Here is a 26,143-nt window from a genome sequence, read left to right on the forward strand (position 1 = left end):
AACCCCGATGATCGCCACCCGGCGCGATGCTCCACTCGCACTGTCCGCCGGCTGGATGGCCTTCGCCACCCTTGGCTTCGCATTGACTGCCTGTGCCCTGCAATGGACGCGGACGGATCTTGATCCAATGATCATGCCGTTGAGCGCCTATCTGCACGGCCCCGGCGGCGCGTGGCTGCGTGGCGCATATGATCTGATGGCGAGCGCATTGGCCTGCCTCGCGTGGGCCAGTCGGCACGCCACGCGCCGCGACTTGCGCAGCGGGCTGGCCAGTGCGTTGTTCATGGTGGCGGCGCTGGCCTTGCCCGTAGTGGCTGCAACCGTGCTCTACGAGGGCACGACCAGCGAAAACCTTGCGCGCCTGCTTCATGGCGAGGCGGCACAGGCCACCTTCCTTTGCCTGGTGGTCGGCATGCTGCTGGTATCGACGCGCTGGCTGCGCGACGGACGCATGCAGCGCAACCGCCATGTTGGCGTCGTGCTCGCCTGGCTGGCGTTCGTGCAGATGTGGGTTCTGGCGCTGTGGAAAGGGCTGCCGCAAGGGCTGATGCAAAAGACCCTGATCGCCCTGATCCTGTGCTGGCTGGCATGGGTTGCGCGACAGTTGTGGCAGCGTAGCGCTTCGCGGGATTGAGTCGCGCACAGGGCGCCCCTTACCCCCAAAGAAAAAGGGGCGCCTCAGCGCCCCTTTCTCATCATCACGGATCAGCCAAACACCCGCTGACGAACCAGCTCGCACACCGTCCGCACATCACCATCCATCGCACGGTCGCGCGACATGAAGCCGATGCGCTTGCGCAGTGCATCGTGCGCCTTGCGCACGGCCTCTCCCGCATGGAAATCGCCGACGTTCGCCAGCGCGGCAGTGAGCTGCTTCACCTCGTCGACGAACTGTGCGTAATGCGCGTGGTCTTCGCGCGGTGCATTGGACACCTTGCCGGCCAGCGCCTGCCAGTCGCCGCGCGAGGCAAGGCGGCAAGCGGCGTTGAGCATGGCCTGGCGGAAATCCAGCGCCTGCGCAGCGGTGTAAAGCTCCAGCGCAATGACATGGCTGAGGTCTTCCATCATCTCCAGCACGTGGCGCGCCTCGTTGGCACCCATCGATACGTGGTCTTCCGCATTCGCACTGGTCGGCACGGAATACACGCTGGCCGGGTGCGCGCGCGTGGCCAGGTCATTCACCAGCGCGGCGGCGGTGTACTGCACGATCATGAAACCGGAATCGGTGCCATCTTCGTTGCCGGTGAGGAAGGCCGGCAGGCCGTCGTTGGTGGCCGGGTCGACCAGCTTGTTGAGGCGACGCTCGGAGATCGAGGCCAGCACGGGAATCGCCGCCTTCACGTAGCTCATCGCCAGCGCGAGCGGCATGCCATGGAAGTGGCCGGCGGAGATCACCTGGTCTTCGATGAACTGGGCGCCTTCGGCATCCGGGAAGATCAGCGGGTTGTCGGTGACCGAGTTGAGCTCGATGTCGATCACGCGGCAGGCCTGTGCCCATGCGTCGCGCACCGCGCCGTGCACCTGCGGCATGCAGCGCAGGCAGTAGGCATCCTGCGGCTGGTGCTTCTTGCCGCCCTTGAACGGCAGGAAGCGCGCATAGAACGCCTCGCGGCCATGGCGCTGGTTGGCGGGCACCCAATCCCAGCCGATGTCGAAGGTGAGCGCCTGGTCCGACGGGTCGGCCCACGCCTCGGCCGTCCACTGCCTGAAGCGCGGCACCAGGTGGTAGGGAATATCGACCAGCGTGCTGCCTGCGAGCAGGTTGCGCACGTTGGCGGCGGCGTCGACCTGACCGGGATGCGGGCGCAATGCATGCACTTCCGGACGCAGGGCGCCACTGCGACCGGCAAACGCGTCGAGCGTCATCGCGGCGGCAAGATCGGCCAGCTCCAGCAGATGCTCCAGATCGTCCAGTGCCAGCGTGGCGGTGGCCAGCATCTGCGCGGTGCCGTTGTTGAGCGCCAGGCCCTCCTTGAAGGACAGGCGGATCGGCGCCAGGCCCGCGCGCTTGAGCGCTTCCGCGCCCGGCAGGCGCTCGCCCTGATAGAACGCCTCACCGCCACCCAGCAGCACGATGGCCAGATGCGACAGCGGCGCAAGGTCGCCACTGGCGCCCACCGAACCCTTTTCCGGTACCACCGGCACGACGCCGGCATTGAGCATCGCGGTGAGCGCCTTGAGCGTCTCCACGCGGATACCCGAATGGCCACGCATCAGCGTATTGATGCGGATCACCAGCATGGCGCGCACCACGTCCGGCGCGAACGGCTTGCCCACGCACACGGCGTGCGTGGTGATCAGATTGTGCTGCAGCTCTTCCAGCAGCGTGCCTTCCGGTTTGTCGGGACCATCCTTTCGAAGATCGGCACCCGGCAGTTCGTCGCGCAATCGATGCGCGCCCAGCAGCTTGTCGGCATTGCTGCCGAAACCGGTGGTGACGCCATAGGTGGGTTCGCCGCAACTCACCTTGTCGGCGAGGAAATCGGCAGCGCGCTGCACGCGCTTGAGCTGCGTCTCGTCCAGCTCCACGCGCAGCCCCTGACGGGCCACGGCCACCAGCTGCTCGCGGGTAAGGCTGTTGCCGTCCAGGAGTATCGTCGTTGCGGTCATGCTTGGCTCCAGCCCGGACGGGCTTCATCAAAGGGTGGGTGCAGCCGCCACGGCGCATGGCCGCGGCGGCGGGGGAATCACACGAAAATGCTCAGGTGCCGACTTCGGCCTGCGCCAGCTCGACGCGCAGCGTCTTGATCAGGTCGGCGCGCGCGACTTCGAACTGGTCCTCGCGACGCAGGTCCTTGACCGTCACGACGCCCTTGGCGAGCTCGTCCTCGCCCAGCACGATCACGAAGCGGATGCCCGCGCGGTCGGCGTACTTGAACTGCTTGCCCAGCTTGCCGCCGTCCAGCACCACCTCGGTGGCGATGCCTGCGCCGCGCAACTCGCCAGCCAGGGCGAGATAGGCCGGCAACTGGGCCGGATCCATCTGCGTCACCAGCACGTCGACCGTGCTGCGCGCCGTGCCGATCAGGCCGGCGTCGCGCAGCTGCCAGTACAGGCGCGTCAGGCCAATGGAAATGCCCACGCCCGGCAGCTTGGACTTGGTGTACTGGCCAGCGAGATTTTCGTAACGGCCGCCCGAGCAGATCGAGCCGATCTGCGGATAGTCGTTGAGCGTGGTCTCGTACACGGTGCCGGTGTAGTAATCCAGGCCGCGCGCGATGGAAAAGTTCAGCATGTAGTGCGACTCGGGCACGCCGAAGTCGCGGATCATGCTCAGCACTTCCTTCAGCTCCGCACGCCCCTCTTCCAGCGCAGCGCTGCCCGAACCCAGTGCATCGAGCTTGTCGAACGCATCCTGCAGCGAGGTCGAACGCCCCTGCGAGAAGTCGAGGATCTTCTGCGCGGTTTCCGCGCTCAGCCCGAACTGCGGACCGGTCAGCGTTTCGCGCAGATAATCGGCGCCACGCTTGTCGAGCTTGTCCACTTCGCGCAGCACCAGGGTCTGCATCTCGCCATCGAGAATGCCCAGGCTTTCGTAAAACCCGCGGATCAGCTTGCGGTTGTTGATCTGGATGGTGAACGCACCGATGTCCAGTTCACGGAACACGCTGTAGATGACGGCCGGCAGCTCGGCGTCGTAACGCACCGACAGGCTGTCCTTGCCGATCACGTCGATGTCGCACTGGTAGAACTCGCGGAAACGGCCGCGCTGGGCGCGCTCGCCGCGATACACGCGCTGCATCTGGTAGCGCCGGAACGGGAACGACAGGTCGTGCTCGTGCTCGGCCACGTAGCGGGCCAGCGGCACGGTAAGGTCGAAGCGCAGCGCCAGTTCCGGCACGCCCTCGCCCTTCTCGGCGTTGGCCAGCGCGCCGGTGGACTGCACGAAGTACACTTGGCGCTCGGTCTCGCCACCCGTCTTGGTGAGCAGCACGTCCGAGAATTCCATCACCGGCGTTTCCACCGGCAGGAAACCAAAGCGCTCATAGTTGCGGCGGATCACGTCGAGCATGCGCTGGAACGCGATCTGATCGAGCGGCAGTAGCTCGAGCACGCCGGGCATGGTGCGGGCCTGGGTAAGCGCCATGAAGTCCTCTGCTAAGCGGTGTGGAAAGGTCGGCCGGCCACCCGTTGGCGGGCTGTCCGACAGAGCCGCATAGGTTAGCAGAACGCCAACCCAGCCCCCTCCTCAACCAGGGCTGCGACAGGCCCGTAAAACTTTGTGAAGAATTTTTTTCACAAAGTGTTGCCAACCCCCCGGGGTGTCGTTAACATACGCGGCTCCCACGGGGTGTAGCTCAGCCTGGTAGAGCGCTACGTTCGGGACGTAGAAGTCGCATGTTCGAATCATGTCACCCCGACCAAAATTCGAAGTAAGCAAGGCCCTGAAAGCTCGCTTTCAGGGCCTTCTTCTTTTCAGGGGTCCGATACCGCCACCCCAGGCTCGCCGCCGCCGAGTCGCTCCAAGAACAACGGGCCGTGGCGAGGTTGCCCGCGCCACGGCCCAGCCGCGCCAGTGCGCGCGGGCACTCTCCCATAACGCCGGATCAGCGCTGCGCGGCAGCCTGGCCAGAAGCCGGTGCCGCTCCGCCGTCGTGCAGCAACATCAGGTAGCTCGCCGCCGACCAGCTGAAGTTGGGCGACTGATAACCGTGCCCGGTCAACGGGTCGTAGTTCTCGTAGGTCGTACCCTGCCCGGTCAGCCCCTGCGCGTTGAGCACCAGTCGGCGTGCCATGTCATCGGCTTCACGGTTGAAACCGTACTGGCGAAGCGCTTCCACGCCGAAATAGGCCTGATCCATCCATACCGGCCCACGCCAGTAGCCCTTGATCGGCGAGAAGTGCGGATCGTCCTTGGCCAGCGTGGGGAAAGGCATCACCGTGGCGAACTTGTTGGGGTCGAGCATGACGCGACTCACCGCCTTCGCCTGTTCCGGCGTTGCCACGCCCGCCCACAGCGGCGCCCACCCTTCCGAGCCGTACACGCGCACGGGTTCGTGACCCGGCAGGCGGATGTCGAAGAAGTAACCGGCCGCCGCGTCGAACATTCGTTGCTGGATGAGCGGCTTCATGTCCGCCGCCTCCTTCAACCACATGGACTGGTCCGACGCCTTGCCCAGCACGCCCGCGAGTTCCGCCAGCTCGAGCTTTTCGCGATACAGATAGGCGTTGAGATCGACCGACTCCTGGTTCAGCGACCACGCGCCCTCGCCGTTGCGCATCATGCTGGCGCCATCGAAGCGCACGGCGTTGTCCATGCCACTCTCCCACGCGGCGGCGATGCGCGTGCCGTCGGTAGAGCCATACTCGGCAAGGCCGTCGTGGTCGTGATCGCGCGCCTTGAACCACCAGCGGTGGTAGCGCACCAGTTTGTCGTACATCTCGGCGACAAACGCGCGGTCGCCGGTGGCGCGATAGATCGCCAGCGTCGCCCATGTGGCCAGCGGCGGCTTGGTGTCGCGCCAGTTGTTCTCCGCCTTGTCCAGGTAGAGGCAATCGGGAACCATGCCGTCGCTGGCCTGGTAGTCGAACATCGCGCGCATCTGGTCACGTGCCAGCTCGGGCGCGAACTGCGCCAGCGCCGCGGCATGCTTCCATGAATCCCACGCCCAGAAGCCGTTGAAGTCGGGATTGGAGTACGAAGGAATCACCCCGTCGTGGTGCAGGTCGCCGCGAGCGGCACGCCAGTTGCCCAGCAGGATGACCATGGCCTTTGCCGCCACGCGGCGGGCCACGTCGTCGGAAACGCCCTGCAGGTGATACGCCGGAACATCCTTCAGGTAACCATCCCACCGCACGCGGTTGGCCGACCAGGCAGCTGCATCGTCCACGGACGGTGGCTGCGCATTGGCGTCGTACACCATCGTCTGATCGAGGAAGAGGCTTGCCGTCTGCCCCGCCGACAGATGCAGCGGCTGCGAAAGATCGAGCTGGTAACGGCTGCCATGGATGCTGGCGTGAGTGGCACCGCCCGCCTCGGCATGCAGCGAGGTGACCAGCCGCGATGGTGATCCCGCAAACGCCTGCACCACGTTGTCGCCATCCATGGTCAGGCGCGAGCCGTGCGCAGCCAAAGTGGCCCCTTCGAACGAAAGCTCGACGTCGCGAGCCTCCGTCGCGGTGATTTCCGTCCGCACGACGGCACGCCACGAATCGGCGAAGTACAGCGTCTGGCGAACCGTCAGTCCCGGCGCCGTGTAGCTGCGCTCCAGGAAGCCCGGCCCGGCATGCCCACCCGTTGCCGACAAGGCCAACGCCTTGTGTTGCACGGCGTCGCGCAGGGCCAGCGTCGCCATCCGCGTGCCGGTCCACTGGCCACCTGCCAAGCTGTGCACGAACGGACCGGTGAAACCGGCGGAGGCCTCACCGGCGGCCGGCAGGCTGTAGCCATGCCAGGCGCCGGCATCGAAAAAGATATTGAAGCTGCGGTCGCCGGCGTTCTTCGGCGAACCATGCATGTCGAGCAGGTCGAGGTACGGGGCCTGGTCACCGGCCACGTCGGCAGCGAGGGCGACATCATGCCCCCAGCCAGCCAGGGCCAGCGCGAACGCCAGCGCCGCGAAACGGTGATGCCCGATACGGGAATACTTCACGTCACACTCCTGTTGCGTCGATCTCTCTGCGCACATGACCCGCTGCAGGCACAGGGTCTGCGCACGAATCCATCCTGCCGCCCATGTGCAAAGCGCCGGCCACTTTCGCAGCCGGCGCCTTGCAGACTAACCACGTGCCCTGGCGGGTACCAGTTCAGTCATCAGAACTGGTACTTGACCTGCAGGTTCACCTCGCGTCCCTCGATCGAGCGGGCCAGGATCACGCCGCCGCCGCTGGCGAAGCCGAACAGGCGTGCATTGCCTTCGGTGATGCCGATCTCATTGGTGAGGTTGGTACCGCGCAAGGTCACCACCCAGTTCTGGCCGATGTTCGCCATCGCGCCAGCGCTGAAGTCGTAGTAGTGGCCGAGCGGCTGCTGGTTGAGCTGGTCGCCGTAGCGCGTGCCGACGTACTCATAGGTCAGCCAGAACTTCAGGCTGCCCCAGCTGGTGGGAATCAGGTAGCCCGGGGTCAGGCGGTACTGCACCTTCGGCTGGCGGTCGAGCTGCTTGCCACTGATGCTGTCGCAACGCTGGCTGCCGTCCTGCGCCACGTACGGCACGCAACCGGCGTAGTCGGAGTAATGGCCGTCCATATAGTTGCCGCTGAGGGCAACGGAGAAGTTCTGGAACGGCTTGACCGTCACCGCGGCGTTGAGTCCCTTGGTCACCGAGCCATACACCAGGTTGACCTGTCCGGTGGGCAGGTTGATCGAGTACGGGATGCCATGGAACAGGCGGCGATAGGCGGACACGTCGGCAAAGATCCACGGCGCCTGGTACTTGAAGCCCACTTCCATGTTGTGGATCTTCTCAATCGGCGGATGGCCGAGGTTCACCACATCGTCGAAGCCCGGCAGGAACACGCCGTCATTGACGCGCGCATAGGCGCTCATGTTGTCGTTGAACGTGTAGTTCGCACCCAAGGTCCACGACGGCGCGCTGCGCGAGCTGGTGGGGTTGATCTTGCTGTTGACCAGATACTCGGCGTTGTTGTTGTAGACGGTGTACGGGTTGTTGTCGAGGTCGCCCGACGCGGTGTTCTGGAACCAGCCGCTCACATCGTCGTGGTGGATGCGGATGCCGCCGTCGAAGCGCCACTTGCCCACGTTCCACACGTCCGCCAGGTAGAACGCCCAGGTGGTGGCGTGCCAGCGTTCGTTGAAGGCCATCCACGACTGCGGCTGCGAGTTCCAGAACAGGCCCTGGTTGTCCGTCAGCGCGTAGTTGTTCACGCCGTCGGTCATGTTGACCACGATCGGGTTCGGGTTGCTCTGGGCCTGCATCAGCATGTTCAGGCCGTCTTCTTCGACGTGGTGCTCGGAATACACCGCCAGGTAGTTGCCGAAGGTGAGCGTATTGCCTTCGAACAGTTCCTTGCTGACGCGGAATTCATTGCTGACCGAATTGATCTGCTTATGAATGTATTCCGGGTTCTGGATGGTGACATTTTCGTTCATGTTCGCCGGCTTGCCATTGGTGTACGTGGCAGTCGCGGTGAGGTTCGACGGCAAGCCGAACGACGAGACCATGCCGGCAATGGTGTTCGCCAACGTGTCCGGGTTGGCGCCCGTGCTGTAGAACGCGGTGGTGTCCATGCTGCCGGCGGTGAAGAACAACTTGTCCGACAGCGACCAGCCGTTATCCCAGTCCAGATCCAGGTTGGCGCCGAACATGCGCACGTTGCCGCCCTGCCCGTTGGCCATGTCGATGTTCTGACCGGTCGGCGAGCAGCCCGCGGTGTTGCACGGGTCAAGCTGCAGGAACATGCGACGGTCGGCGTTGCTGCCGAACGTACCCGTCAGCGGGCTGAAGTTCGGATACGCGGAGAACTGGCCTGCCGAGGGGTTGAGGATGGGCGTGTCGGTCACCCACTGGTTCTTGTCCTTCAGCACGCGGGCGAAGAACATGATCGAACCGTGGTCCAGATCGTGGCTCAGCGTCGCGGTGAGCTGGCCGCCCTTGTCGGCCGCGAACTGCGGATCACGCACGCCGTCGGACTTGCGCCAGAAACCGCCGATGCTGCCGTACCAGCCGCTGTTCTTGCTGATCGGGAAGCCGTAGAAGCCGTCGATGCGGTACATGCCCTCGGAGCCGACGGTAAGGCCGATGTCGCCGGTGGGCTTGCTGCTGCCTTCACGCAGGATGAAGTTCGCGATCATGCCCGGCTGGCCGTTGCCGTACAGCACCGAGGTACCGCCCTGCACCGCCTCCAGGCGATCGACGGTGTCATCCAGGCGCACCATGGCGTCGGTGAAGTAGTCCCACTTGGGGAACAGCGGCGAGCCGTTCATCTGCATGGTGACGAAGGGCGCGCCGCTATCGGAAGGAAAGCCCGCGACTTCGATGTTGGCGCCGGTCTGGCCGCCCGAGGATTCCGGATAGACACCCGGCGAGATCTTCAGAAGGTCGGCAACGCTGACCGGATTGAGCTCCTTGATCTGCTGCAGGGTCGCGGTGGTAATCGAGTAACTCGCGTCGATCTTGCGGATACCGCCCGCCGCCGAGTTACCGGTGACCACGACCTGGTCAAGGCTCTGCACGGTCTTGTTGGCCGACGCCGCCTGCTGGCGCTGTTCGACAGACGCGTTGTTCTGCGCCTTCGGAGCCGTCGCCGGCGGAGGCGTCTGGGTCTGTGCATCCTGAGCGTGGAGCGCACCGGTCACGAGTACGGCGCTGATCGCGGCAGCCAGCGTGCGCTTGTCGATCTTCTTCCAACCTTTCATTTCGAAAGTTCCTCCCCGGAACATTAGGAATGTTGCCTGCGTTGCGAATCGGGTCCGGCCTTGCGGCAGTGCGCACTGACATCGAGCTGTCGTGTCGCTACGCCTCTTGTCCGCCACTCCGCGCCGCCGCCTCAGTCCTGTGTCTTCGGTCGTTCGTCCGGGAGTGCGACTTCATCCTAACGCACTTTTTTCTATTTGTCCTACTATATAACTATACGTCAAAAGTCACGGATGGCCCGGCAACGGGGGTTGCGCTGCACCATGGGAAGGCGGGCCACGGACACGGTGAAACGCCCGGCGCCCGCGCCGGGACGCGGTGATGCAAGGGGTCGGATGCCGCTAACATGTGGCGGACGAGGCGCCTGCAGGAACATCCGCGGGGCGGTGCCCGGGGTCTCCCGGAGGGTCGTTGTGCTAAGTTCCGGGTGACGCTGCATCGCAGCATGCGTCGACACCAAAGCCCGGGACGGCGCGGAACACGCTGCAACTTTTTTATTGACAAGCTTCCGGTGGAGAGAGATCCAACATGAAATTTTCGGATGCTCGCAGTTTGCACGGCCAGGTCGTCCGTGAACTGGGCACAAGGATTGTCGCCGGCGACCTGAAGCCTGGCGATGTGCTGCCGCGCGAGGACGCCCTGGCGGAAAGCATGCAGGTGAGCCGCAATGCCCTGCGCGAAGCGCTGAAAGTCCTGGCCGCCAAGGGCCTGATCGAAGCGCGCCCGAAAACGGGCACGCGCGTGCGTCCCACGGAAGCATGGAGCCAGCTCGACGCCGACGTGCTTTCCTGGCGCTGCGCCTCCATGCCTACCGATGATTTCATCGAAAAGCTCATCGAGATGCGCGAGATCATCGAACCGGCCGCGGCGGCCGCGGCAGCAAAACGGCGCACCACGGCGCAGCTGGCCAAGATCGACGCCGCTTACCGCCGGATGGAAGCCGCGCAGGATGCCAGCGACTGGGCGGAAGCGGACCTGAGTTTCCACAATGCCGTGCTGCAGGCGACCGGCAACGAGATGATGATTTCGCTGTTCTCCGTCATCGAGAGCGTGCTCGGCATGTTCTTCGTGCTGTCCGCGCAGACGGCCGGCAATTTCAAATACTCGCTTCCGCACCACCAGAAGGTGCTGGAAGCCATTCGCCGCAGCCAGTCCGAAGCGGCGCGCAAGGCCATGCAGGCGATGATCGTGGATTCGCGCGCCAACCTCGACAAGCGCCGCAAGAAGGGCCTCAAGAAGGTTTCCTGAGCGCCATGGCCGTCGGCGGGTTGATCACAACCCGCCGAGCACGCCCTCGAGCTTGCCGAGGAACTCCTCCGCGTTGGCCTGGCTGAACACGATGGGCGGCTTGATCTTCAGCACGTTGTCATCGGGACCATCCGTGGACAACAGGACATGGCGCGCCTTCATCGCCTCCACCACGGCTTTGGCCCGGGGCTGGTCCGGCGTACGGGCCGCGCGATCGGCGACAAATTCCGCGCCGATGAAGAGGCCGCAACCACGGACGTCCCCGATCATCTCGAAACGCTTCTGCAAATCGCGCAGGCCATCCATCACGAACTGACCAACGCGCTGGGCGTTCTCCTGCAGCCGCTCCTCCTCGATCACATCGAGCACTGCCAGCGCTATCGCCGAGGACACCGGGTTGCCGCCGAAAGTATTGAAATACTCCATGCCGGTGACGAAGCTCGCGGCGATCTCCGGCGTGGTGACCACCGCGCCCATGGGGTGACCGTTGCCCATCGGCTTGCCCATGGTGACGATGTCCGGCACCACCCCCTGGCGCTCGAACGCCCAGAAGTGTTCGCCCGCACGGCCAAAGCCGACCTGCACTTCGTCCGCCAGGCATACGCCGCCAGCCGCGCGTATCGCCTGGTAGACCTCAGGCAGATAGCCCTCCGGCAACATGATCTGGCCACCACAGCCCAGCAGCGATTCGCCGAAGAACACCGCCACCTCCTTGCCGCGTCCGCGCAGTTCGCCGATGACCGGTGCCGCCAGCTCGCCATACTTGCGACCCGCGTCGGGCGTATCGCCGAATCGCCCGCGATAGACGTCGGGCATGGGCAGCACGCCCACGTGGGACGGCTGGCCTTCGCCCCCGTTGCCGTTGAACTTGTACGGGCTGAGCTCGATCATCGACGGCGAGTTGCCGTGGTAGGCGTGATCGATCACCACCACGCCTTTGGCGCGCGTGTGCGCCCGTGCCAGCCGGAGCGCCAGATCGTTCGCCTCCGTACCCGAGTTGGTGAGGAACACCACCGACAGCGGCGACGGCAGCGTGCTCATGAGCCGCAATGCGTACTCGACGATGTTGTCGTGCAGGTAGCGCGTATTGGTGTTGAGCTGCGCCATCTGCGCCTGCCCCGCCGCCACCACGCGCGGATGGCAATGGCCGACGTGGCACACGTTATTGACCATGTCCAGGTAACCCTGGCCCTCCTGGTCATACAACCACGCGCCTTCGCCACGAGTGATCTTCAACGGCTCGCGATACGACACGCTCAGCGTCGGGTTCAGGTACTGCCGGCGCAGCCGGAGGATCTCCCCGTTGCTGCGCGCCGGGACATGGAGGGTCGCAAGTTCAGTCATGGCTGGATTCCAGATAGGGTCGCACGATGGCGTCGGGCGCCACGTCGGCAAGCTGGCGAAGCAGGCCCCGCACACCTTGCTGGGAAACGAGGACAAAGGGGTTGTCCGGCTGCTCGCGGTGCGACCGCGTCGCCATCAGGATGCTGTGGCAGAGCCGGGCAAGGATGAAGGCATGCAGTTGCTCCAGCTCGCTGCGCTGAAGCGGCTGCTCGGCAAGGTAACCGCCAACGATGGCCTGCGCGCACGCCACCGGATCCGACTCGTGCTGCATGGCGTACGTGCATGCGATGGCAAGGTCGGCAAGACGGAAGCTGGTGCACATGTCGCCAAAGTCGATCACTGCGCTGACCCGCTTTCCGCCCGCACCATCGTCGTCAACGATGACGTTGAGGTCGTTGGCATCGTTGTGGAGCACGGATACCGGCAACGTGGCGCGCCATGCCGGCAGGGCGGCGCAGAAGCGCGTGGCGTGTTCGCGTACGATGTCGCGGAAGGCAGCGTCTTCGACATGAGGCACCTCATCCAGCAGCCGCGGCAGGCTCATGAGGTTCCAGTCGTGCGCACGCTCGGCGGCCGGATGACGGAAGTCCTGCAGCCCCCGGGTCAGCCGCCCCACTGCCTGCCCCAAACTGCGGTGCAGCACGCGACATTGATGCGGCTGCAGGCTGTTGATGGCTTCGGCATAGGTCGTGCCGGGCACATAGCTCAGCATGCGCACCAGGCAGGCCTGTCCCTCGATGGGCAGGGCCAGCAGGTGTTCGCCGTTGCTGGCGAACTGCACGCGTGGACAACCGAGCGAAGGCTCGCGTCGGGCCAGCTCCATCATGGCCAGGTTTTCCAGCTCGATCTCCGCGGCCGACCAGGACGGATGCGCGACCTTCAGCACATAGCCGTCGCCATCGGCACGGATGCGGAAGTTCTGGTCCGCATACGAGGGCAAGGCCCTGGCTTCGCCCTCGATACCCCAATGACGTGCTGCCAGCCTCGATGCTTCGACAGGCGTCAACATGTCCATGCGGAACCCCCTGCCCTGGACGGCTCCAAAAACGATCGGTTGCGCCAGTCCCGCAAGCGCGGAATGCTGGGTACATCTTGTCTCTTGCATCGAACAGCGCTGTGCATCCCCGGATGACTCCTCGATTGCAGCCGACCCAATGGTAGGATAATTTGACAAATAAACCCAATGACAGGCTCGTCTCCATGTTCCGGCCCTTGCTTGCAGCCGTACTGACCTCGGCAGTGATGATCAGCGGCGTGTGCGCCGCCCCCAACGAGGCGGGCCAAGGCGCCCGCCCCCAGGGCGCCGCCCTGCTGCACCAGCGCGAGCCGATGAGCTTCGGCGTGTTCTATTACCCGGAACAGTGGCCGCGCGAGCAGTGGCAGCGCGACATGAACGGCATGGCCAAACTCGGCTTCGGCTTCACTCACATGGCCGAGTTCAGCTGGACCTACCTGGAGCCGGAGGAAGGCCGCTTCGACTTCCAGTGGCTTGATGACGCCATCGAGATGGCCCACAAGGCCGGCCTGCGCGTCATCCTCGGCACGCCTTCCGGGGCGCCGCCCGCCTGGATGGGCGAACACTATCCGGAGGTCTACCGGGTGGACGAGCACGGCCAGCGCCACGAGCACGGCATCCGCGCCGAGGTATCCCTGTCCAATGCGAAGTACCAGGCCTTCGTGACCCGGCTGGTCACGGCCATGGCGCAGCACTACAGCCATGATCGTCGCGTATGGGGCTGGCAGATCGACAATGAACCCAGCAGCTTCGCCGACTTCAGCGACAGCGCGCGCGCGTCGTTCCAGCGGTGGCTGAAGGACAAGTACGGCACCATCGATGGCATGAACGCCGCCTGGGGCGGTTCGTTCTGGAGCACCCGCTACACAAGCTTCGAGCAGGTGTTGCTGCCCAATGCCACGCTGGCGGCGGAAGACAAGCTGAGCCCCCACGCATTGGTGGACCTTGCCCGCTTCCAGGCCGACACCACGGCGCGCTTCCTGGATTCGCAGGCCGCGCTCATCAAGAAATATGCAGCGCCCGAACAATGGGTGACGACCAACTACACCAACGTCACCACCGCGACGGATCCGCGTCGCAGCCACGACCTGGATTTCACCACGTTCACGCTTTATCCCGTGGCGGGCACCAACGTGCTGGGCGGCGACAGCTATGCCATCGGCAAGCCGGCCAACCTGATGGAAGCGGCCGCGTATTTCCGCCCCATCACCGGCACGTTCGGCGTGATGGAACTGCAACCCGGCCAGGTCAACTGGGCGGAGATCAATCCGCAACCCGATCCAGGCGCCATCGGCATGTGGATATGGCATGCCTTCGGCGCGGGCTCCTCATTGCTCAGCACGTATCGCTACCGCCATCCGCTGCGGGGCAGCGAGATGTATCACGACGGTATCGTCGGTACCGACGGCGTGACACTGTCACGCACGGGACGCGAATACGTCGACACCATGCACGAGATTCAGGCGCTGGAGGCAAAGCTCAACCCCAACGCAACGCTGCCTTCGGCGATGGCGAAGCGATACACCGGCTATCTCTGGAGCCACGACGTTTTCTGGGATCTCGAGATCCAGCCCCAGACCAGCCTGTGGAACACCTGGTCGTATCGCAACGGCTACACGCTCGCGGTGAAAAGCACCGGCGCTCCGATGGATTTCATCGCTGAGAGCGACGACTTCAACCGCTATCCGTTCCTGATCGCGCCAGCCTACCAAATGGTCAGCGCGTCACTGGCGAAGAAATGGAAGGCCTACGTGGAACAGGGCGGCCATCTGATCCTGACCAGCCGCACGGCACAGAAAAACGAACTGGGCCATTTCCACGAGGGCCCCTGGTCGGCACCCATCCTCGATCTCATCGGCGATGACGTGGACGGCTTCGACATGCTGCCGACGAGCGCCAATGGGAAGGTGTCCGCAGGCGGCCAGCCGCACGACTGGCATCGCTGGGCGGACATCCTTTCACCGCGCCCCGGCACCGAAGTGCTGGCCACCTACGCGGATCACTATTACGCCGGCAAGGCCGCTGCCACCACGCGTCGCCTCGGCAAGGGCAGCGTCACCATGATCGGCGTGTCCACCGATGACGGGGCGCTGGAGCGGGAGATCGTGCGCAGCGTTTACCAGCGTGCCGGCGTCGCCATCGAAGACCTGCCTAAGGGCGTCTTCCACGAATGGCGCGGTGGCTACGACTTCCTGATGAACTACAACCCCGCCCCGTTCCAACCCACGCTGCCTGCCGGCGCGACGATCGTGCACGGCAAGGTGCCACTGGCGCCGGCGCAGGCGCTGGTGTGGAAAACAGCGACACCGTAGAACCAGTGCGGGCTCCTGTTCGTCATTCCGGCGCAGGCCGGAATCCAGTGGCCGCAGTGGTTGGTCATCGCGCTGCCATGACATAAGGGCTGCCGGAATTTCGCGAAAACTGATCGTTGTCGCTACTGGATTCCGGCCTGCGCCGGAATGACGAGCAATAGGCGGGGCGCGCTGTCGCTACGACAGCATGGCGAGTTCGGTCAGGCGATCAAGCTCTTCATCATCGAAACCCGCCAGCAACCGCGCCGGACGATTGAACGGACCGCGCAGGTTGCGCCCCATGTAATCGCGCAACAGATCCAGGAAGGTCTCCCGGGGATCCAGCCCGTCGCGCTCGCAGCAGTGCCGGAACCAGCGCGTTCCCGCCGCCACGTGCGCCACTTCCTCGCGCAGGATCACCTCGAGGATGGCCACGGTGCGGTCATCACCCACAGACACCAGCCGCTCGATCATGCCCGGCGTCACGTCCAGCCCGCGCGCCTCAAGCACGCGCGGCACCAGGGCCATGCGCGCAGTGTCGTGATGCGCGGTTTTCTCCGCCATTTCCCACAGGCCGTTGTGCGCGTCGAAATCGCCATAGGCGTGGCCCAGCTCGGCGAGGCGACCGGAGAGCATCGCGAAATGACGCGCTTCGTCGTGCGCGCAACTTGCCCAGTCGCGGTAGTAGCCGAGGGGCTTGCCACGGAACCGGTAGACGGCGTCCCAGGCGAGATTGATGGCGTTGAATTCGATATGCGCCACCGCGTGCACAAGCGCCGCGCGGCCTTCGGCGGACCCGAGGCCACGGTGTGGCACCTGCCGCTGCGGCACCAGCACGGGGCGCTCAGGGCGTCCTGGCGCACCGATGGGCTCGGGGGCCGGTGATGCGGCGTCAGGGCCCAGTTCGCCCGCAAGGAAGGCCTCCCACGCCGCATGCGTGAGGCGCAGCTTTTCCGCGGGATCGGTGGCGTCGAGGCAACGCTTGGCGGCGGCGTGGAGGTCGGCGGTCATGGGCGATGATCGCTGGGAAGATGGCCTGTGGGAGCGCACCCTGTGCGCGACTGCCGAAACCTCGAGGCAGGACAGTCGCGCACAGGGTGCGCTCCCACAGGTGTGAACCCCTTACGCGCTACGGCGGGCCGCCTTGGCGTCGTCGGAACGCAGCATTTCGATCTGCTGCAGGTACTGCTGGTCCAGGCCGGTGACGTATTCGCCGGAGAAGCACGAGGTATCGAAGTGCTTCAGCTTCTCGTTGCCGTCCTGCACGGCCCAGATCAGATCCGGCAGGTCCTGGTAGATCAGCCAGTCGGCGCCCAGCACGTCCTGCACTTCCCTCTCGGTGTGGCCGGCGGCGACCAGCTCCGACGCGGCCGGCATGTCGATGCCGTACACGTTCGGGTAGCGCACCGGCGGCGCGGCGGAAGCGAAGAACACGTTCTTTGCACCGGCGTCGCGCGCCATCTGGATGATCTGGCGCGAGGTGGTGCCGCGCACGATGGAGTCGTCCACCAGCAGCACGTTCTTCTTGCGGAATTCCAGCTCCACCGGATTGAGCTTGCGGCGCACGGATTTCACGCGCTCGCCCTGCCCCGGCATGATGAAGGTGCGGCCGATGTAGCGATTCTTGACGAAGCCCTCGCGGAACGGCACGCCCAGCGCTTCGGCCAGCGCCGAGGCCGCCGTGCGGGCGGTATCGGGAATCGGAATCACCGCGTCGATGCCGTGGTCCGGGCGCTCGCGCAGGATCTTCTCGGCCAACTTCTGGCCCATGCGCAGGCGCGCCTTGTACACCGACACGTTCTCGATCATCGAGTCCGGGCGGGCCAGGTAGACGTATTCGAAGATGCACGGCGCGTGCACCGCACTGTCCGCGCAATGGCGGGCGAACAGCTGGCCGTCGTTGGTGATGAACACCGCCTCGCCCGGCTCCACGTCACGCAGGCGCTTGAAGCCAAGGATATCTAGCGCCACCGACTCGGAGGCCACGGCGTACTCGCGGCCTTCCGGCGTCACGCGCTCGCCCAGCACCAGCGGGCGGATGCCGTTCGGATCGCGGAAGGCCAGCAGGCCATAACCCAGCACCAGTGCCAGGCAGGCATAGCCGCCGCGCGCACGCTGGTGCACGCCGGCCACGGCCTTGAAGATGTGGTCGGGCGTGAGCGCCATGCGGTCCTGGATCTGCAGCTCGTGCGCCAGCACGTTCAGCAGTACTTCCGAGTCGGAATCCGTATTGATGTGGCGGCGATCGTCCTCGAACATTTCGCGGCGCAGCGTCTCGGTGTTCACCAGGTTGCCGTTATGCGCGAAGGCGATGCCGTAGGGCGAGTTCACGTAGAACGGCTGCGCCTCGGACGAGCCGTCGGAGCCGGCCGTGGGATAGCGGCAGTGGCCGATGCCGATGCGACCGTGCAGCCCGCTCATCGCGGTCTGGTTGAACACGTCGCGCACCAGGCCGTTGCCCTTGTGCAGGCGCAGGCGCGCGCCGTCCACCGTGGCGATGCCGGCGGCGTCCTGGCCGCGGTGCTGCAACACGGTCAATCCGTCATAGAGTGACGCGGCGACCTCACTGGTGCCGACGATGCCGATGATTCCGCACATGGTAGTAAAGCCTGTAATTTAAGAACTGGTTGCCGGTGCGGCCGTGGTTGCGGCCGCGGGATGGATCTCGTGTCCGGTCGCTGGCGAAGCGCCCGGGATGCTCGCCGGCAAGGCGGGCAAATGGTCAAGCAAGGCCGGAGGATTGAGGTAATGGCGGACATTGTCCGGCACCCGCTCGCCCAGCCACGCAGCCACTCCCTTGAACTGCGGCAATAACACCGAATCGTGCCACCACGGATCGCGAATGAACGCGGTAAACCCGAGCAGGAACACCCCGAGCGTCACCAACAGCACGCCACGGGCAAAACCAAACACCATGCCCAGCAGGCGGTCGGTGCCGGACAACCCGGTACCCTCCACCAGCCGGCTCACCAGGAAGCGCACCAGCGCTCCCAGGATCAGCACCGCCACAAAGCAGGCGCCGTATCCGACGAAGATCCGTGCCGACGGCAGCTCGATATGGTGCTCGAGCCCTGTCGCCACGCTGGGGCCAAACGTCCAGGCCACCCAGAACGCGGCCGCCCAGATGCCCAGCGCCAGCACCTCGGAAATGAGGCCACGCCACAGGCCGATCAAGACCGACACGCCCAGAACGGCAAGAATGATGTAATCGGCCCAATTCACCGGGTCACCTCACCGTGGGTACTGAGCGGCATTCACGGGGCGGTGACGACGTTGCCGTCCACGCCCAGCTTGCCCTTGATCTGGTCGCGGATGCGCACCGCATCGGCGCGCTGCGTCTGCGGACCCGCGCGCACGCGCCACAGCTGCTTGCCGTTGGCATTGACCGAATCCACGTAGCCGTCGAAGCCATTGGCGCGCAATTTGTCGCGCAGCGCATTGGCGTCGGCCTGCGTGCCCATGGCGGCCACCTGCACCGCCCAGCCGCCGGCACGCGACGATGCCGGCGCCGCAGAGCTGCCTGCAGCGGCCGTGGCTGCAGGCCTGGCGGCCGGCGGATCGTCCTGCGTGGGCGTCGAGGCGCTGCTTTCCAGGTGCGCCGGGGCACCCGGGATGGTCTGGGTGATCTTCAGGCGGGCGGCCTCCGCCGCCGCGCGGGATTCGAACGGGCCTGCGGTCACCAGCGTCAGCGACTTGCCGCCCTGGTTGATGGTGCGGCCGGAGGCGGCGTAGCCCAGTCCGCGCACGCGCTGGATCAGGCTCTGCGCGCTGGCGCTCGACGCATACGCGCTGAGATTGAGCGAATAGGCACCGTGGGCCGCCGTGGCCGGCGGCAGGGCGGGCTCCTGCTGCGCCGGAATGGCAGCCGCCTTGGCGGCAGTGGTGGTGGCGGAGCCCGTGACGGCCTGACCGCCCTTGCCCTGCACCGGAATCACCGGCTGCGCGGCGCTCGAACCCGGACGCGTCACCGTGGTCGGCTCCGGCTTCTGCCCGGCGGTGGGGTCGGTCTCCACGTCACGCGGGCGGCTGGAGCCGATGTTCACCGTTGCCAGCTGGTCGGTCGAGCCCACCGGGGCGGCCGAGGCGGCCGGCGTCGGTACGGCCGGCCGGGGTGCCGGCGCTGCCGTGGAAGCCGATGCCGCACCGGGCGTCAGGCTCATGGTCTTGGTCTGCAGGTCGCGATCGGGTGCCGGCGGAATGGCCAGGCTTACCGATTCGTCGCCACTCGCGGCCGGGGGATTGCTGGAGATGAACATCGGCACGATAAGCACAGCCAGCGCGATGAGAACGGCAGCTCCCAGCAGACGTGTTTTCAAGACGGGCTCCAAACGGCAGGGGGTGCGAGAACGCGGCGATTATACCTGCCCTTGCCGTCACTCAGGCCGAATCGGGCGTGCCCGATTCAGCAAGCACCGCCGAGGCGACGAAGAATGAGCCAAACGCCAGCACGCATTCGCCGGTTTTCGCGGCGGAGCGCGCGGCGTTCAGCGCCGTGGAAACATCGGCGTGGGCATCGAAGCGAGCATCCGGCAGCACCGCCAGCAGCTGGTCAGCCAGCGCATCGGCTGCCAGGCCACGTGGCGTGTCCCGCTCAAGCCCGGCCAGGTGCCAGTGCGCAATGCGGCCACCCAGGGCGCGGATCACGCCGGCAACATCCTTGTCCGACAGCGCGCCGTACACCGCGTGCACCCGTACGCCAGGCCGCGCGTCCAGCCACTCGGCCAGCGCGCGCGCCGCCTGCGGGTTGTGGCCGACGTCCACCACCAGCTCAGGATCGCCGCCCAACACCTGCAGGCGTGCCGCCACACGCGCCGACCGGATGCCGCTTGCCGCCACCGTGGCGAGATCCATCGTGGCCAGCGAGGCGTCGATGCCTTGCAAGGCATGCAGGGCCGCCACCGACGTCGCGGCGTTGGCGTACTGCACCGGCGCCGTCAATCCCGGATCAGGCAGCGACAGCGCCAGGCCGTCGCGGTGCCGCCACTGCCAGCCGCGGGGCTCGCGCTGCACGGTGAAATCCACGCCGGCCCGCTCGACCACGGCGCCGATACGCGCCAGTGCCTGCAGCAAACCGGCCGGCGGATCGGCTTCACCGACGATGGCCGGACGCCCTGCCCGCGCAATGCCAGCCTTCTCCACCCCAATGCTGTCGCGATCCGGCCCCAGCCAATCCATATGGTCGAGATCGACCGTGGTGATCACGGCCACGTCGGCATCCACGATGTTGACGGCGTCCAGCCGGCCACCCAGCCCCACCTCCAGCACAGCCACGTCCAGCGCGGCACGGGCGAACAGGTCCAGCGCGGCGAGCGTGCCGAACTCGAAGTAAGTCAGCGGAATCTCGCCGCGCGCCGCTTCGATACGCTCGAAGCTCGCCACCAGCGCGTCATCGCCGGCATCGCGCCCTTCGAGGCGGATCCGCTCGCGGTAATGCAGCAGATGCGGCGAGGTGTAGCAGCCCACGCGCTGGCCACCCGCCGTGAGCATGGCTTCCAGCATGGCCACCGTCGAGCCCTTGCCGTTAGTGCCGCCCACGGTGATCACGCGGCGTGCCGGTGCCGGCGCGCCCATGCGCTGCCACACCTCCCGCACGCGGTCCAGGCCCAGCTCGATGCTGCGCACGTTCACGCGTTCCTGGTAGGACAGCCATTCGTCGAGGGTACGGGTCATGTGTGCAGTGAGTACTCAGGCGTCCAGCGGACGCAGCCAGAAACGCAGGCGATGGGACGAGGATTCAAAGGCGCCAGTCTCGGTCCAGTCCAGCGTGCAGAACATGTTGTCCTGCCGCTGGTAGCCGCGCCCGGTCCAGAAGGCGTCATTGGATCGGTAACCGGCAGGCTGGCGCGAGTCGTTGGCTGCGCGCTCCACCGCGCAGAACGCCGTCCAGCGATAGCCGGGCAAGGCGCGCGCATGGCGCTCGCGCGCGTCGAAGAAGCGATGGCCAAGGCCCTGCCCCCGGTAGGCCGGCAGCAGCACCGATTCGCCGAAGTAGAACACCTCGCCGAGCATCATGCCGTGTTCGATGAAGGGCTGCTGGATGGAAGCCACCTCATCGACCAGCGGGATGCCCGTCGAGCATCCCACCACCCGGTCGCCGTCCAGCGCCAGCACGAACACGCTGCGCCGCGAGCGCGCGTACGCGTCCAGATAGCGCTGCTCGTAGGCCATGTCACCGTCGTACAAATAGGGATAGTCGCGGAAAACCTCGATGCGCAGCCGCGCGAGTTCCGGCAGGTGCGGACGCACCGCCTCGCCCACGCTGGTGAGGATGCGCACCGTCACGGCTCAGCCCTCGGCAACCTGCGCGATCCAGTCCTGCAGGTTGTAGTAGTTGCTGATGCGCGCGATGCGCCCGTCGCGGATGTCGAAGAACGCGCCGCCCGGCAGGGCATAGCGCTGGCCCCGCGCAGGCGGCAGGCCTTCGTCATCGGCCAGGTACTGGCCGTGCACCACGTACTCAGCGGCGGCGCGCATGTCATCGGCGCCCTGCAGCAGTACGATGTCGCGCAGTTCCTCGCGGTAGCTGCGATTCATGCGTGCCAGGAAGCTGCGGAACGCCTCCCGCCCGGTTTCGCGGTGCCCCTGGTTGATGTCATGTGCCACGTCGTCCGTCAGGCAGTCGAGCATGGCCTCCCAGTCGCCGCGATTGAACGCGTCGTAGTAACGGGCGACCAGGGCGGTGCTGGATGACATGGCGGCGTCCTGCGGGGAAACGGGGCGCACAGCTTAAAGCATGTGCCGCCGCCGTGATCGCCGTTCACTTTCCCGGGGCCGGCGCGCAGGGCCGGCTTCGCTCAGAAATGCACGCCGGTGGCTCGCAGTGCCCAGTACATGCCGAACAGGGTCCAGAACGTTTTCTTCAGCGCCCGGCCCGCAAGCAGCGCAACCAGCAGGCCCAGCAGCAGCGGCATGTGTTTTTCGAGCGTACTGCGGGTGTCGTTGATGATGTTCACTGTGAAGTCCTCCCCGCACCCTATCGGTGCGGGAGGAATCATCCGCCCCGCCCCGTTTCCGAGGCAGGGCGCGACGTCAGCCATCGCAGGTGACAAGCATCACAAGGCCGCGCGGCGCAGGCGCAGGGCGTTGGTCACCACGGATACCGAGGACAGGCTCATCGCCAGCGCCGCCACCATCGGCGACAGCATCAGGCCAAGCAGCGGGTACAACAGGCCGGCTGCCAGCGGCACGCCCACCGCGTTGTAGACGAAGGCGAAGAACAGGTTCTGGCGGATATTGCGCACCGTGGCTTGCGACAGCGCCCTGGCCCGCACGATGGCGGTGAGCTCGCCCTTCACCAGGGTCACCTGCGCACTTTCCATGGCGATGTCGGTGCCGCTGCCCATGGCGATGCCGACGTCGGCCACGGCGAGCGCGGGCGCGTCGTTGATGCCGTCACCGGCCATGGCTACGCGATGTCCCTGCGCTCGCAGTTGCTGGACCACTGCGGCCTTGTCGGTGGGCGATACCTCCGCGTGCACCTCATCGATGCCCAGCGAACCGGCCACTGCCTTGGCGGTGGCAAGGTTGTCGCCCGTCAGCATCACGATGCGCAGGCCGGCCGCATGCAGGTCGCGGATCGCCTGCGGCGTGCTCGCTTTCACGCGATCCGCCACGGCCATCAGGCCGGCCAGTTCGCCATCGACAGCCAGGAACATCACCGTGGCACCTTCGCCGCGCAACGCGTCGGCCTTCGCCAGCGCCGCGGGTGCCGGCTGCACGCCGATGTTCGATAGCAAACGCAGGTTGCCCAGCGCCACGGCATGGCCATCCACTTCGCCTTCCACACCCGCACCGGTCAGGGTGCGGAAATGTGCCACCGGCGGCACTGCCACCTGCTCCGCCGCCGCGCCGGCGAGGATCGCCCGGGCCAGCGGATGTTCGCTGGGACGCTCCAGTGCCGCCGCCATCGCCAGCAGGCGTTCGCGCGGCTGGCCGCCAAGGCTCACCACCTCCTTCAGCGTGGGCTTGCCCCCGGTCAACGTGCCGGTCTTGTCGACCACCAGCGTGTCGATGCCGCGCAGCGATTCGATGGCAGCTGCATCGCGGAACAACACGCCGTTCTGCGCCGCACGGCCGCTGGCCACCATGATGGAGATCGGCGTGGCAAGGCCAAGCGCGCATGGACAGGCAATGATCAGCACCGACACCGCCGAAATCAGCGCATAAGCGAGCTTCGGATCGGGCCCCAGCCACGCCCACAGTGCGAAGGCCAACGCCGCGACGGCAACCACCGCCGGCACGAACCACGCCGCCACCCGGTCGGCTACGCGTTGCAGCGGCGCCTTGCTGCGCTGCGCCTGCGCCACCAGCGTGACGATCTGCGACAGCATGGTTTCCGCACCGACCTTGTCGGCACGCATCAACAGCGCGCCATCCTGGTTCACCGTGCCGCCCGTGACACGCTCGCCCCGCGTTTTGCCGACGGGCAGCGGCTCGCCGGTGAGCATGGATTCGTCCACGTGGCTGCTGCCATCGATCACCACGCCATCCACCGGCACTTTCTCGCCGGGACGCACGCGCAGCGTATCCCCGGCATGCACCTCGTCCAGCGGCACATCGTGTTCACTGCCGTCAGCACCCACGAGGCGCGCCGTCTTCGGCGCCAGCCCCAGCAGGGCCTTGAGTGCGGCGCCGGTGCGACGGCGCGCGCGCAGCTCGAGGAAATCACCCAGCGTCACCAGCGTCACGATCACCGCCGCCGATTCGAAATACACGCCAACCCGGCCATGCATGTCGCGAAATCCCGCAGGGAACAGCGACGGCATCAGGAATGCCACGGCGCTGTAGAGCCACGCCACGCCCGTGCCCAGCGCGATCAGCGTGTACATGTTCGGTGACCAGGGTTTCAGCGACTGCCAGCCGCGCGCAAAGAACGGCGCACCACCCCACAGCACGACCACGGTGGACAGCAAGGCCTCGGCCCACGCCGCCATGCCACCCCACGGAGAAGGCAGGTGCCAGCCAAACAGATGCGGCCCCATCGCCAGCAGAAACACCGGCAAGGTCAACGCCACCAGCGACCAGAAACGGCGCGACATGGCGGCAAGCTCGTGGCCGTCATCCTCGTCGAGGCTGGGCATCATCGGTTCCAGCGCCATGCCGCACTTCGGGCAATGCCCCGGCCCGATCTGCTGCACTTCCGGGTGCATCGGACAGGTATACATCGCGCCCGCCAGCGCCGCCGGGGCCGGCGTGTCGGCCGGCGTCAGGTAGCGCGCCGGATCGGCGAGGAACTTATCCTTGCAACGCTGCGCGCAGAAATAGAACGTCTCGCCATCGTGTTCCGCCTGATGCTTCGCGGTGGACGGATCCACCGTCATGCCGCATACCGGATCCTTCGTCGTGTGGGCGGCGTGGTCGTGATGCGCCCCATGCCCATGCTGATGGTCGTGCTGATGGTCGTGGTGCCGGGCATGATCATGATGTGCGTGCGTCGAAGCGATAACGGCTGAGGCATCTCCACCACAACAGGACGCCTGGGTCGCCGGTGCGGGCTGCGGCTTCGCATGACAGCAGCCGTGTTCTTCCATGCTCATGCCTCGTCCTCTGCATCGGTCAGCGCTTTCAGGATGGGGCACTGGTCTGGCGAGCCGTGCCCCGGGCAGGCCTCGATCAGCTGTTCCAGCCCGTCGCGCACGCGGGTCAATTCCGCAATGCGTTCGTCGATGGCGGCCAGGCGTTCCTCCGCGCGCTTCTTCACCGCCTTCACCCCGCGTTGCCGGTCGGCGGAGAGCGACAGCAGGTCGCGGATCTCCTCCAGCGTAAAGCCCAGGTCTTTCGCCCGGCGGATGAAACGCAACTGCCGCACCGCGCCTTCGTCGTAACTGCGATAGCCGGAGGCCCGTCGCAACGGTTCGGGCAGCAGCCCTTCGCGCTCGTAATAGCGGATCGTGTCGATAGCCACGCCGACGCGCCTGGCGACGGCCCCGATGGTCATGGAGGTATGAGGGGTGTTCATGGGCAAAGTCTAGACCCTTGATCAAGGTCTAGAGTCAAGCCCTAATGCTGCTGATAGCTCCTGTCGAAGACCCTTAACCTTGGCACTGATGTCTCTAACCTTGTCATTGGCCCTTAACGATGACACCGGACGGTGGGCCCAACCGCAAGACGAGCTACTTCAAAGGCCTTGGCCAAGGCGGCCGACGACGATCGCCGCCAGATATCGACTGGTCCCAGGCGGAGCAACGGGTGCATTTCCACCGCAGCTCGCCACTCGTCAATCGTAAGCTGCGGGTCACGTTCAATGCTCAATTCGTAGGCCATTTCACCCCCCTGTTAACCCCAATCCGCTCAGAATCTTCAATGTCCGCTTTTGGTCGAAAGCAGACGCTGGCCCCTTGGCTCAAAACACGCACGGGGCCGAAGCGCGCGGCGCACCCGCCTCTGACCAGAATATGGACCTGGAGATATGCCCACTCGGTGTGCTACCGAGTCGATGTGATCACCGGCGGTGCTTGCGGCAGCGCTTTGAGCACCACCGCAAGCACCATGGAGTCAGGCCGCCGATCCGATCAGCGAGGCCTCCAGTGCCTTCAGGCCATCGCGATAAATGCCCTCGAACAATCGCGATGCCGCGTCATCACTCACGCCCACCGGCGTGAACTGACCCGACCAGTCGACGCGTGAGCTTTCATCGCCATCCGCACCGGTCACGCGCAGCGTCGAACGATAGTGGGTGACCGGAAACGGTGCCCGCAGGATGGAGTAGGTGTAGCTGCGCGAGCTGTTATCAAAGGCCTCGAGTCGCTCCACGATGGCCTCGCCATCGGGATTGACGAGGCTGCGCACGCGGCCGCCCTCGCTCAACTCGCTCTTGGGGATGTACGGCAGCCAATCGGGCAGCGAATCGAAACCGCCAATCAGTTGCCACACGCGGTCGGGTGCAACCGGCAGCGTGATCGTTGCAGATGCTTGTGCCATGGTGGGTT

At 65.8% G+C, this 26,143-nt stretch carries 20 protein-coding genes and 1 tRNA gene; 4 read left to right on the plus strand and 17 right to left on the minus strand.

Annotation, left to right across the window (positions count from 1 at the left end; all coding sequences use genetic code 11):
• Positions 1-7 precede the first annotated feature (7 nt).
• Positions 8-634, plus strand: a complete 627-nt coding sequence (locus tag HY57_RS14765) for a DUF998 domain-containing protein (RefSeq protein WP_019466663.1) — start codon at positions 8-10, stop codon at positions 632-634.
• A 71-nt stretch (positions 635-705) separates the two neighbouring features.
• Here the strand turns inward: HY57_RS14765 and HY57_RS14770 are convergent, their stop codons facing one another.
• Together HY57_RS14770 and hisS are read right to left on the minus strand one after the other, a co-directional pair.
• The gene (locus HY57_RS14770; RefSeq protein WP_019466664.1) at positions 706-2,610 is read right to left on the minus strand and encodes an HAL/PAL/TAL family ammonia-lyase; all 1,905 of its coding nucleotides are present in this window, start codon (positions 2,608-2,610) and stop codon (positions 706-708) included.
• A 91-nt stretch (positions 2,611-2,701) separates the two neighbouring features.
• Complete coding sequence (gene hisS / locus HY57_RS14775) at positions 2,702-4,087, minus strand: histidine--tRNA ligase (RefSeq protein WP_019466665.1); 1,386 nt, start codon at positions 4,085-4,087, stop codon at positions 2,702-2,704.
• Between the two features lie 200 nt (positions 4,088-4,287).
• On the opposite strand from hisS, the gene HY57_RS14780 reads away from it, so the two are divergent.
• Positions 4,288-4,364 (plus strand) — tRNA-Pro (locus tag HY57_RS14780).
• Between the two features lie 183 nt (positions 4,365-4,547).
• Here HY57_RS14780 and HY57_RS14785 read toward each other — a convergent pair.
• Both HY57_RS14785 and HY57_RS14790 read right to left on the minus strand, forming a co-directional pair.
• The gene (locus tag HY57_RS14785; RefSeq protein ID WP_019466666.1) at positions 4,548-6,593 is read right to left on the minus strand and encodes an MGH1-like glycoside hydrolase domain-containing protein; all 2,046 of its coding nucleotides are present in this window, start codon (positions 6,591-6,593) and stop codon (positions 4,548-4,550) included.
• Between the two features lie 161 nt (positions 6,594-6,754).
• A complete protein-coding gene (locus HY57_RS14790; protein ID WP_019466667.1) occupies positions 6,755-9,319 on the minus strand; it encodes a TonB-dependent receptor in 2,565 nt (854 codons plus the stop codon).
• A 526-nt stretch (positions 9,320-9,845) separates the two neighbouring features.
• Between HY57_RS14790 and HY57_RS14795 the strand changes: the two genes are divergently transcribed.
• Entirely contained in the window at positions 9,846-10,565 is a 720-nt protein-coding gene (locus tag HY57_RS14795; protein WP_019466668.1) for a FadR/GntR family transcriptional regulator, read from the plus strand.
• 24 nt (positions 10,566-10,589) lie between these two features.
• On the opposite strand, the gene HY57_RS14800 is transcribed toward HY57_RS14795, so the two are convergent.
• Both HY57_RS14800 and HY57_RS14805 read right to left on the minus strand, forming a co-directional pair.
• Positions 10,590-11,909, minus strand: coding sequence for an aminotransferase class III-fold pyridoxal phosphate-dependent enzyme (locus HY57_RS14800; RefSeq protein WP_019466669.1), 1,320 nt, complete (start codon positions 11,907-11,909; stop codon positions 10,590-10,592).
• Positions 11,902-12,924, minus strand: coding sequence for a phosphotransferase (locus tag HY57_RS14805; RefSeq protein WP_019466670.1), 1,023 nt, complete (start codon positions 12,922-12,924; stop codon positions 11,902-11,904). Before HY57_RS14805 ends, HY57_RS14800 begins: the two co-directional genes overlap by 8 nt.
• 185 nt (positions 12,925-13,109) lie before the next feature.
• On the opposite strand from HY57_RS14805, the gene HY57_RS14810 reads away from it, so the two are divergent.
• A complete protein-coding gene (locus tag HY57_RS14810; protein ID WP_019466671.1) occupies positions 13,110-15,236 on the plus strand; it encodes a beta-galactosidase in 2,127 nt (708 codons plus the stop codon).
• 177 nt (positions 15,237-15,413) lie between these two features.
• Here the strand turns inward: HY57_RS14810 and HY57_RS14815 are convergent, their stop codons facing one another.
• The 11 genes from HY57_RS14815 to HY57_RS14860 form a co-directional block, all read right to left on the minus strand.
• Positions 15,414-16,226 (minus strand): ferritin-like domain-containing protein, encoded by an 813-nt coding sequence (locus HY57_RS14815; protein ID WP_019466672.1) that lies wholly within the window; start codon positions 16,224-16,226, stop codon positions 15,414-15,416.
• Between the two features lie 111 nt (positions 16,227-16,337).
• On the minus strand, positions 16,338-17,813 hold the full coding sequence (gene purF / locus HY57_RS14820) for an amidophosphoribosyltransferase (RefSeq protein ID WP_019466674.1): 1,476 nt from the start codon (positions 17,811-17,813) through the stop codon (positions 16,338-16,340).
• A gap of 18 nt (positions 17,814-17,831) precedes the next feature.
• Positions 17,832-18,437: a CvpA family protein gene (locus HY57_RS14825; RefSeq protein WP_019466675.1), complete on the minus strand. Its 606-nt coding sequence runs from the start codon at positions 18,435-18,437 to the stop codon at positions 17,832-17,834.
• Positions 18,438-18,469: 32 nt separating this feature from the next.
• On the minus strand, positions 18,470-19,531 hold the full coding sequence (locus tag HY57_RS14830; protein ID WP_019466676.1) for an SPOR domain-containing protein: 1,062 nt from the start codon (positions 19,529-19,531) through the stop codon (positions 18,470-18,472).
• 61 nt (positions 19,532-19,592) lie between these two features.
• Positions 19,593-20,885 carry a bifunctional tetrahydrofolate synthase/dihydrofolate synthase gene (gene folC / locus HY57_RS14835; protein ID WP_019466677.1) on the minus strand — a complete coding sequence of 431 codons (1,293 nt, stop codon included), beginning with the start codon at positions 20,883-20,885 and terminating at the stop codon, positions 19,593-19,595.
• A 15-nt stretch (positions 20,886-20,900) separates the two neighbouring features.
• A complete protein-coding gene (locus tag HY57_RS14840; RefSeq protein ID WP_019466678.1) occupies positions 20,901-21,497 on the minus strand; it encodes a GNAT family N-acetyltransferase in 597 nt (198 codons plus the stop codon).
• Positions 21,498-21,500: 3 nt separating this feature from the next.
• A complete protein-coding gene (locus HY57_RS14845) occupies positions 21,501-21,908 on the minus strand; it encodes a ketosteroid isomerase-related protein (RefSeq protein ID WP_019466679.1) in 408 nt (135 codons plus the stop codon).
• A gap of 101 nt (positions 21,909-22,009) precedes the next feature.
• Positions 22,010-22,168: a hypothetical protein gene (locus HY57_RS21965; protein ID WP_019466680.1), complete on the minus strand. Its 159-nt coding sequence runs from the start codon at positions 22,166-22,168 to the stop codon at positions 22,010-22,012.
• Positions 22,169-22,267: 99 nt separating this feature from the next.
• Entirely contained in the window at positions 22,268-24,745 is a 2,478-nt protein-coding gene (locus HY57_RS14850) for a heavy metal translocating P-type ATPase (protein WP_192813467.1), read from the minus strand.
• A 2-nt stretch (positions 24,746-24,747) separates the two neighbouring features.
• The gene (locus HY57_RS14855) at positions 24,748-25,173 is read right to left on the minus strand and encodes a MerR family DNA-binding protein (protein ID WP_026034166.1); all 426 of its coding nucleotides are present in this window, start codon (positions 25,171-25,173) and stop codon (positions 24,748-24,750) included.
• Positions 25,174-25,709: 536 nt separating this feature from the next.
• A complete protein-coding gene (locus HY57_RS14860; RefSeq protein ID WP_019466684.1) occupies positions 25,710-26,135 on the minus strand; it encodes an SRPBCC family protein in 426 nt (141 codons plus the stop codon).
• Between the last annotated feature and the right edge of the window lie 8 nt (positions 26,136-26,143).

The organism is Dyella japonica A8, from assembly GCF_000725385.1.
GTDB classification, from domain to species: Bacteria; Pseudomonadota; Gammaproteobacteria; order Xanthomonadales; family Rhodanobacteraceae; genus Dyella; species Dyella japonica_C.

Coding starts and splice junctions, on each gene's coding strand:
- HY57_RS14765 (WP_019466663.1), top strand. CDS start 8: ATGATCGCCACCCGGCGCGATGCTCCACTCGCACTGTCCGCCGGCTGG.
- HY57_RS14770 (WP_019466664.1), bottom strand. CDS start 2,610: ATGACCGCAACGACGATACTCCTGGACGGCAACAGCCTTACCCGCGAG.
- hisS (WP_019466665.1), bottom strand. CDS start 4,087: ATGGCGCTTACCCAGGCCCGCACCATGCCCGGCGTGCTCGAGCTACTG.
- HY57_RS14790 (WP_019466667.1), bottom strand. CDS start 9,319: ATGAAAGGTTGGAAGAAGATCGACAAGCGCACGCTGGCTGCCGCGATC.
- HY57_RS14795 (WP_019466668.1), top strand. CDS start 9,846: ATGAAATTTTCGGATGCTCGCAGTTTGCACGGCCAGGTCGTCCGTGAA.
- HY57_RS14800 (WP_019466669.1), bottom strand. CDS start 11,909: ATGACTGAACTTGCGACCCTCCATGTCCCGGCGCGCAGCAACGGGGAG.
- HY57_RS14805 (WP_019466670.1), bottom strand. CDS start 12,924: ATGGACATGTTGACGCCTGTCGAAGCATCGAGGCTGGCAGCACGTCAT.
- HY57_RS14810 (WP_019466671.1), top strand. CDS start 13,110: ATGTTCCGGCCCTTGCTTGCAGCCGTACTGACCTCGGCAGTGATGATC.
- HY57_RS14815 (WP_019466672.1), bottom strand. CDS start 16,226: ATGACCGCCGACCTCCACGCCGCCGCCAAGCGTTGCCTCGACGCCACC.
- purF (WP_019466674.1), bottom strand. CDS start 17,813: ATGTGCGGAATCATCGGCATCGTCGGCACCAGTGAGGTCGCCGCGTCA.
- folC (WP_019466677.1), bottom strand. CDS start 20,885: ATGACCCGTACCCTCGACGAATGGCTGTCCTACCAGGAACGCGTGAAC.
- HY57_RS14845 (WP_019466679.1), bottom strand. CDS start 21,908: ATGTCATCCAGCACCGCCCTGGTCGCCCGTTACTACGACGCGTTCAAT.
- HY57_RS14850 (WP_192813467.1), bottom strand. CDS start 24,745: ATGGAAGAACACGGCTGCTGTCATGCGAAGCCGCAGCCCGCACCGGCG.
- HY57_RS14855 (WP_026034166.1), bottom strand. CDS start 25,173: ATGAACACCCCTCATACCTCCATGACCATCGGGGCCGTCGCCAGGCGC.
- HY57_RS14860 (WP_019466684.1), bottom strand. CDS start 26,135: ATGGCACAAGCATCTGCAACGATCACGCTGCCGGTTGCACCCGACCGC.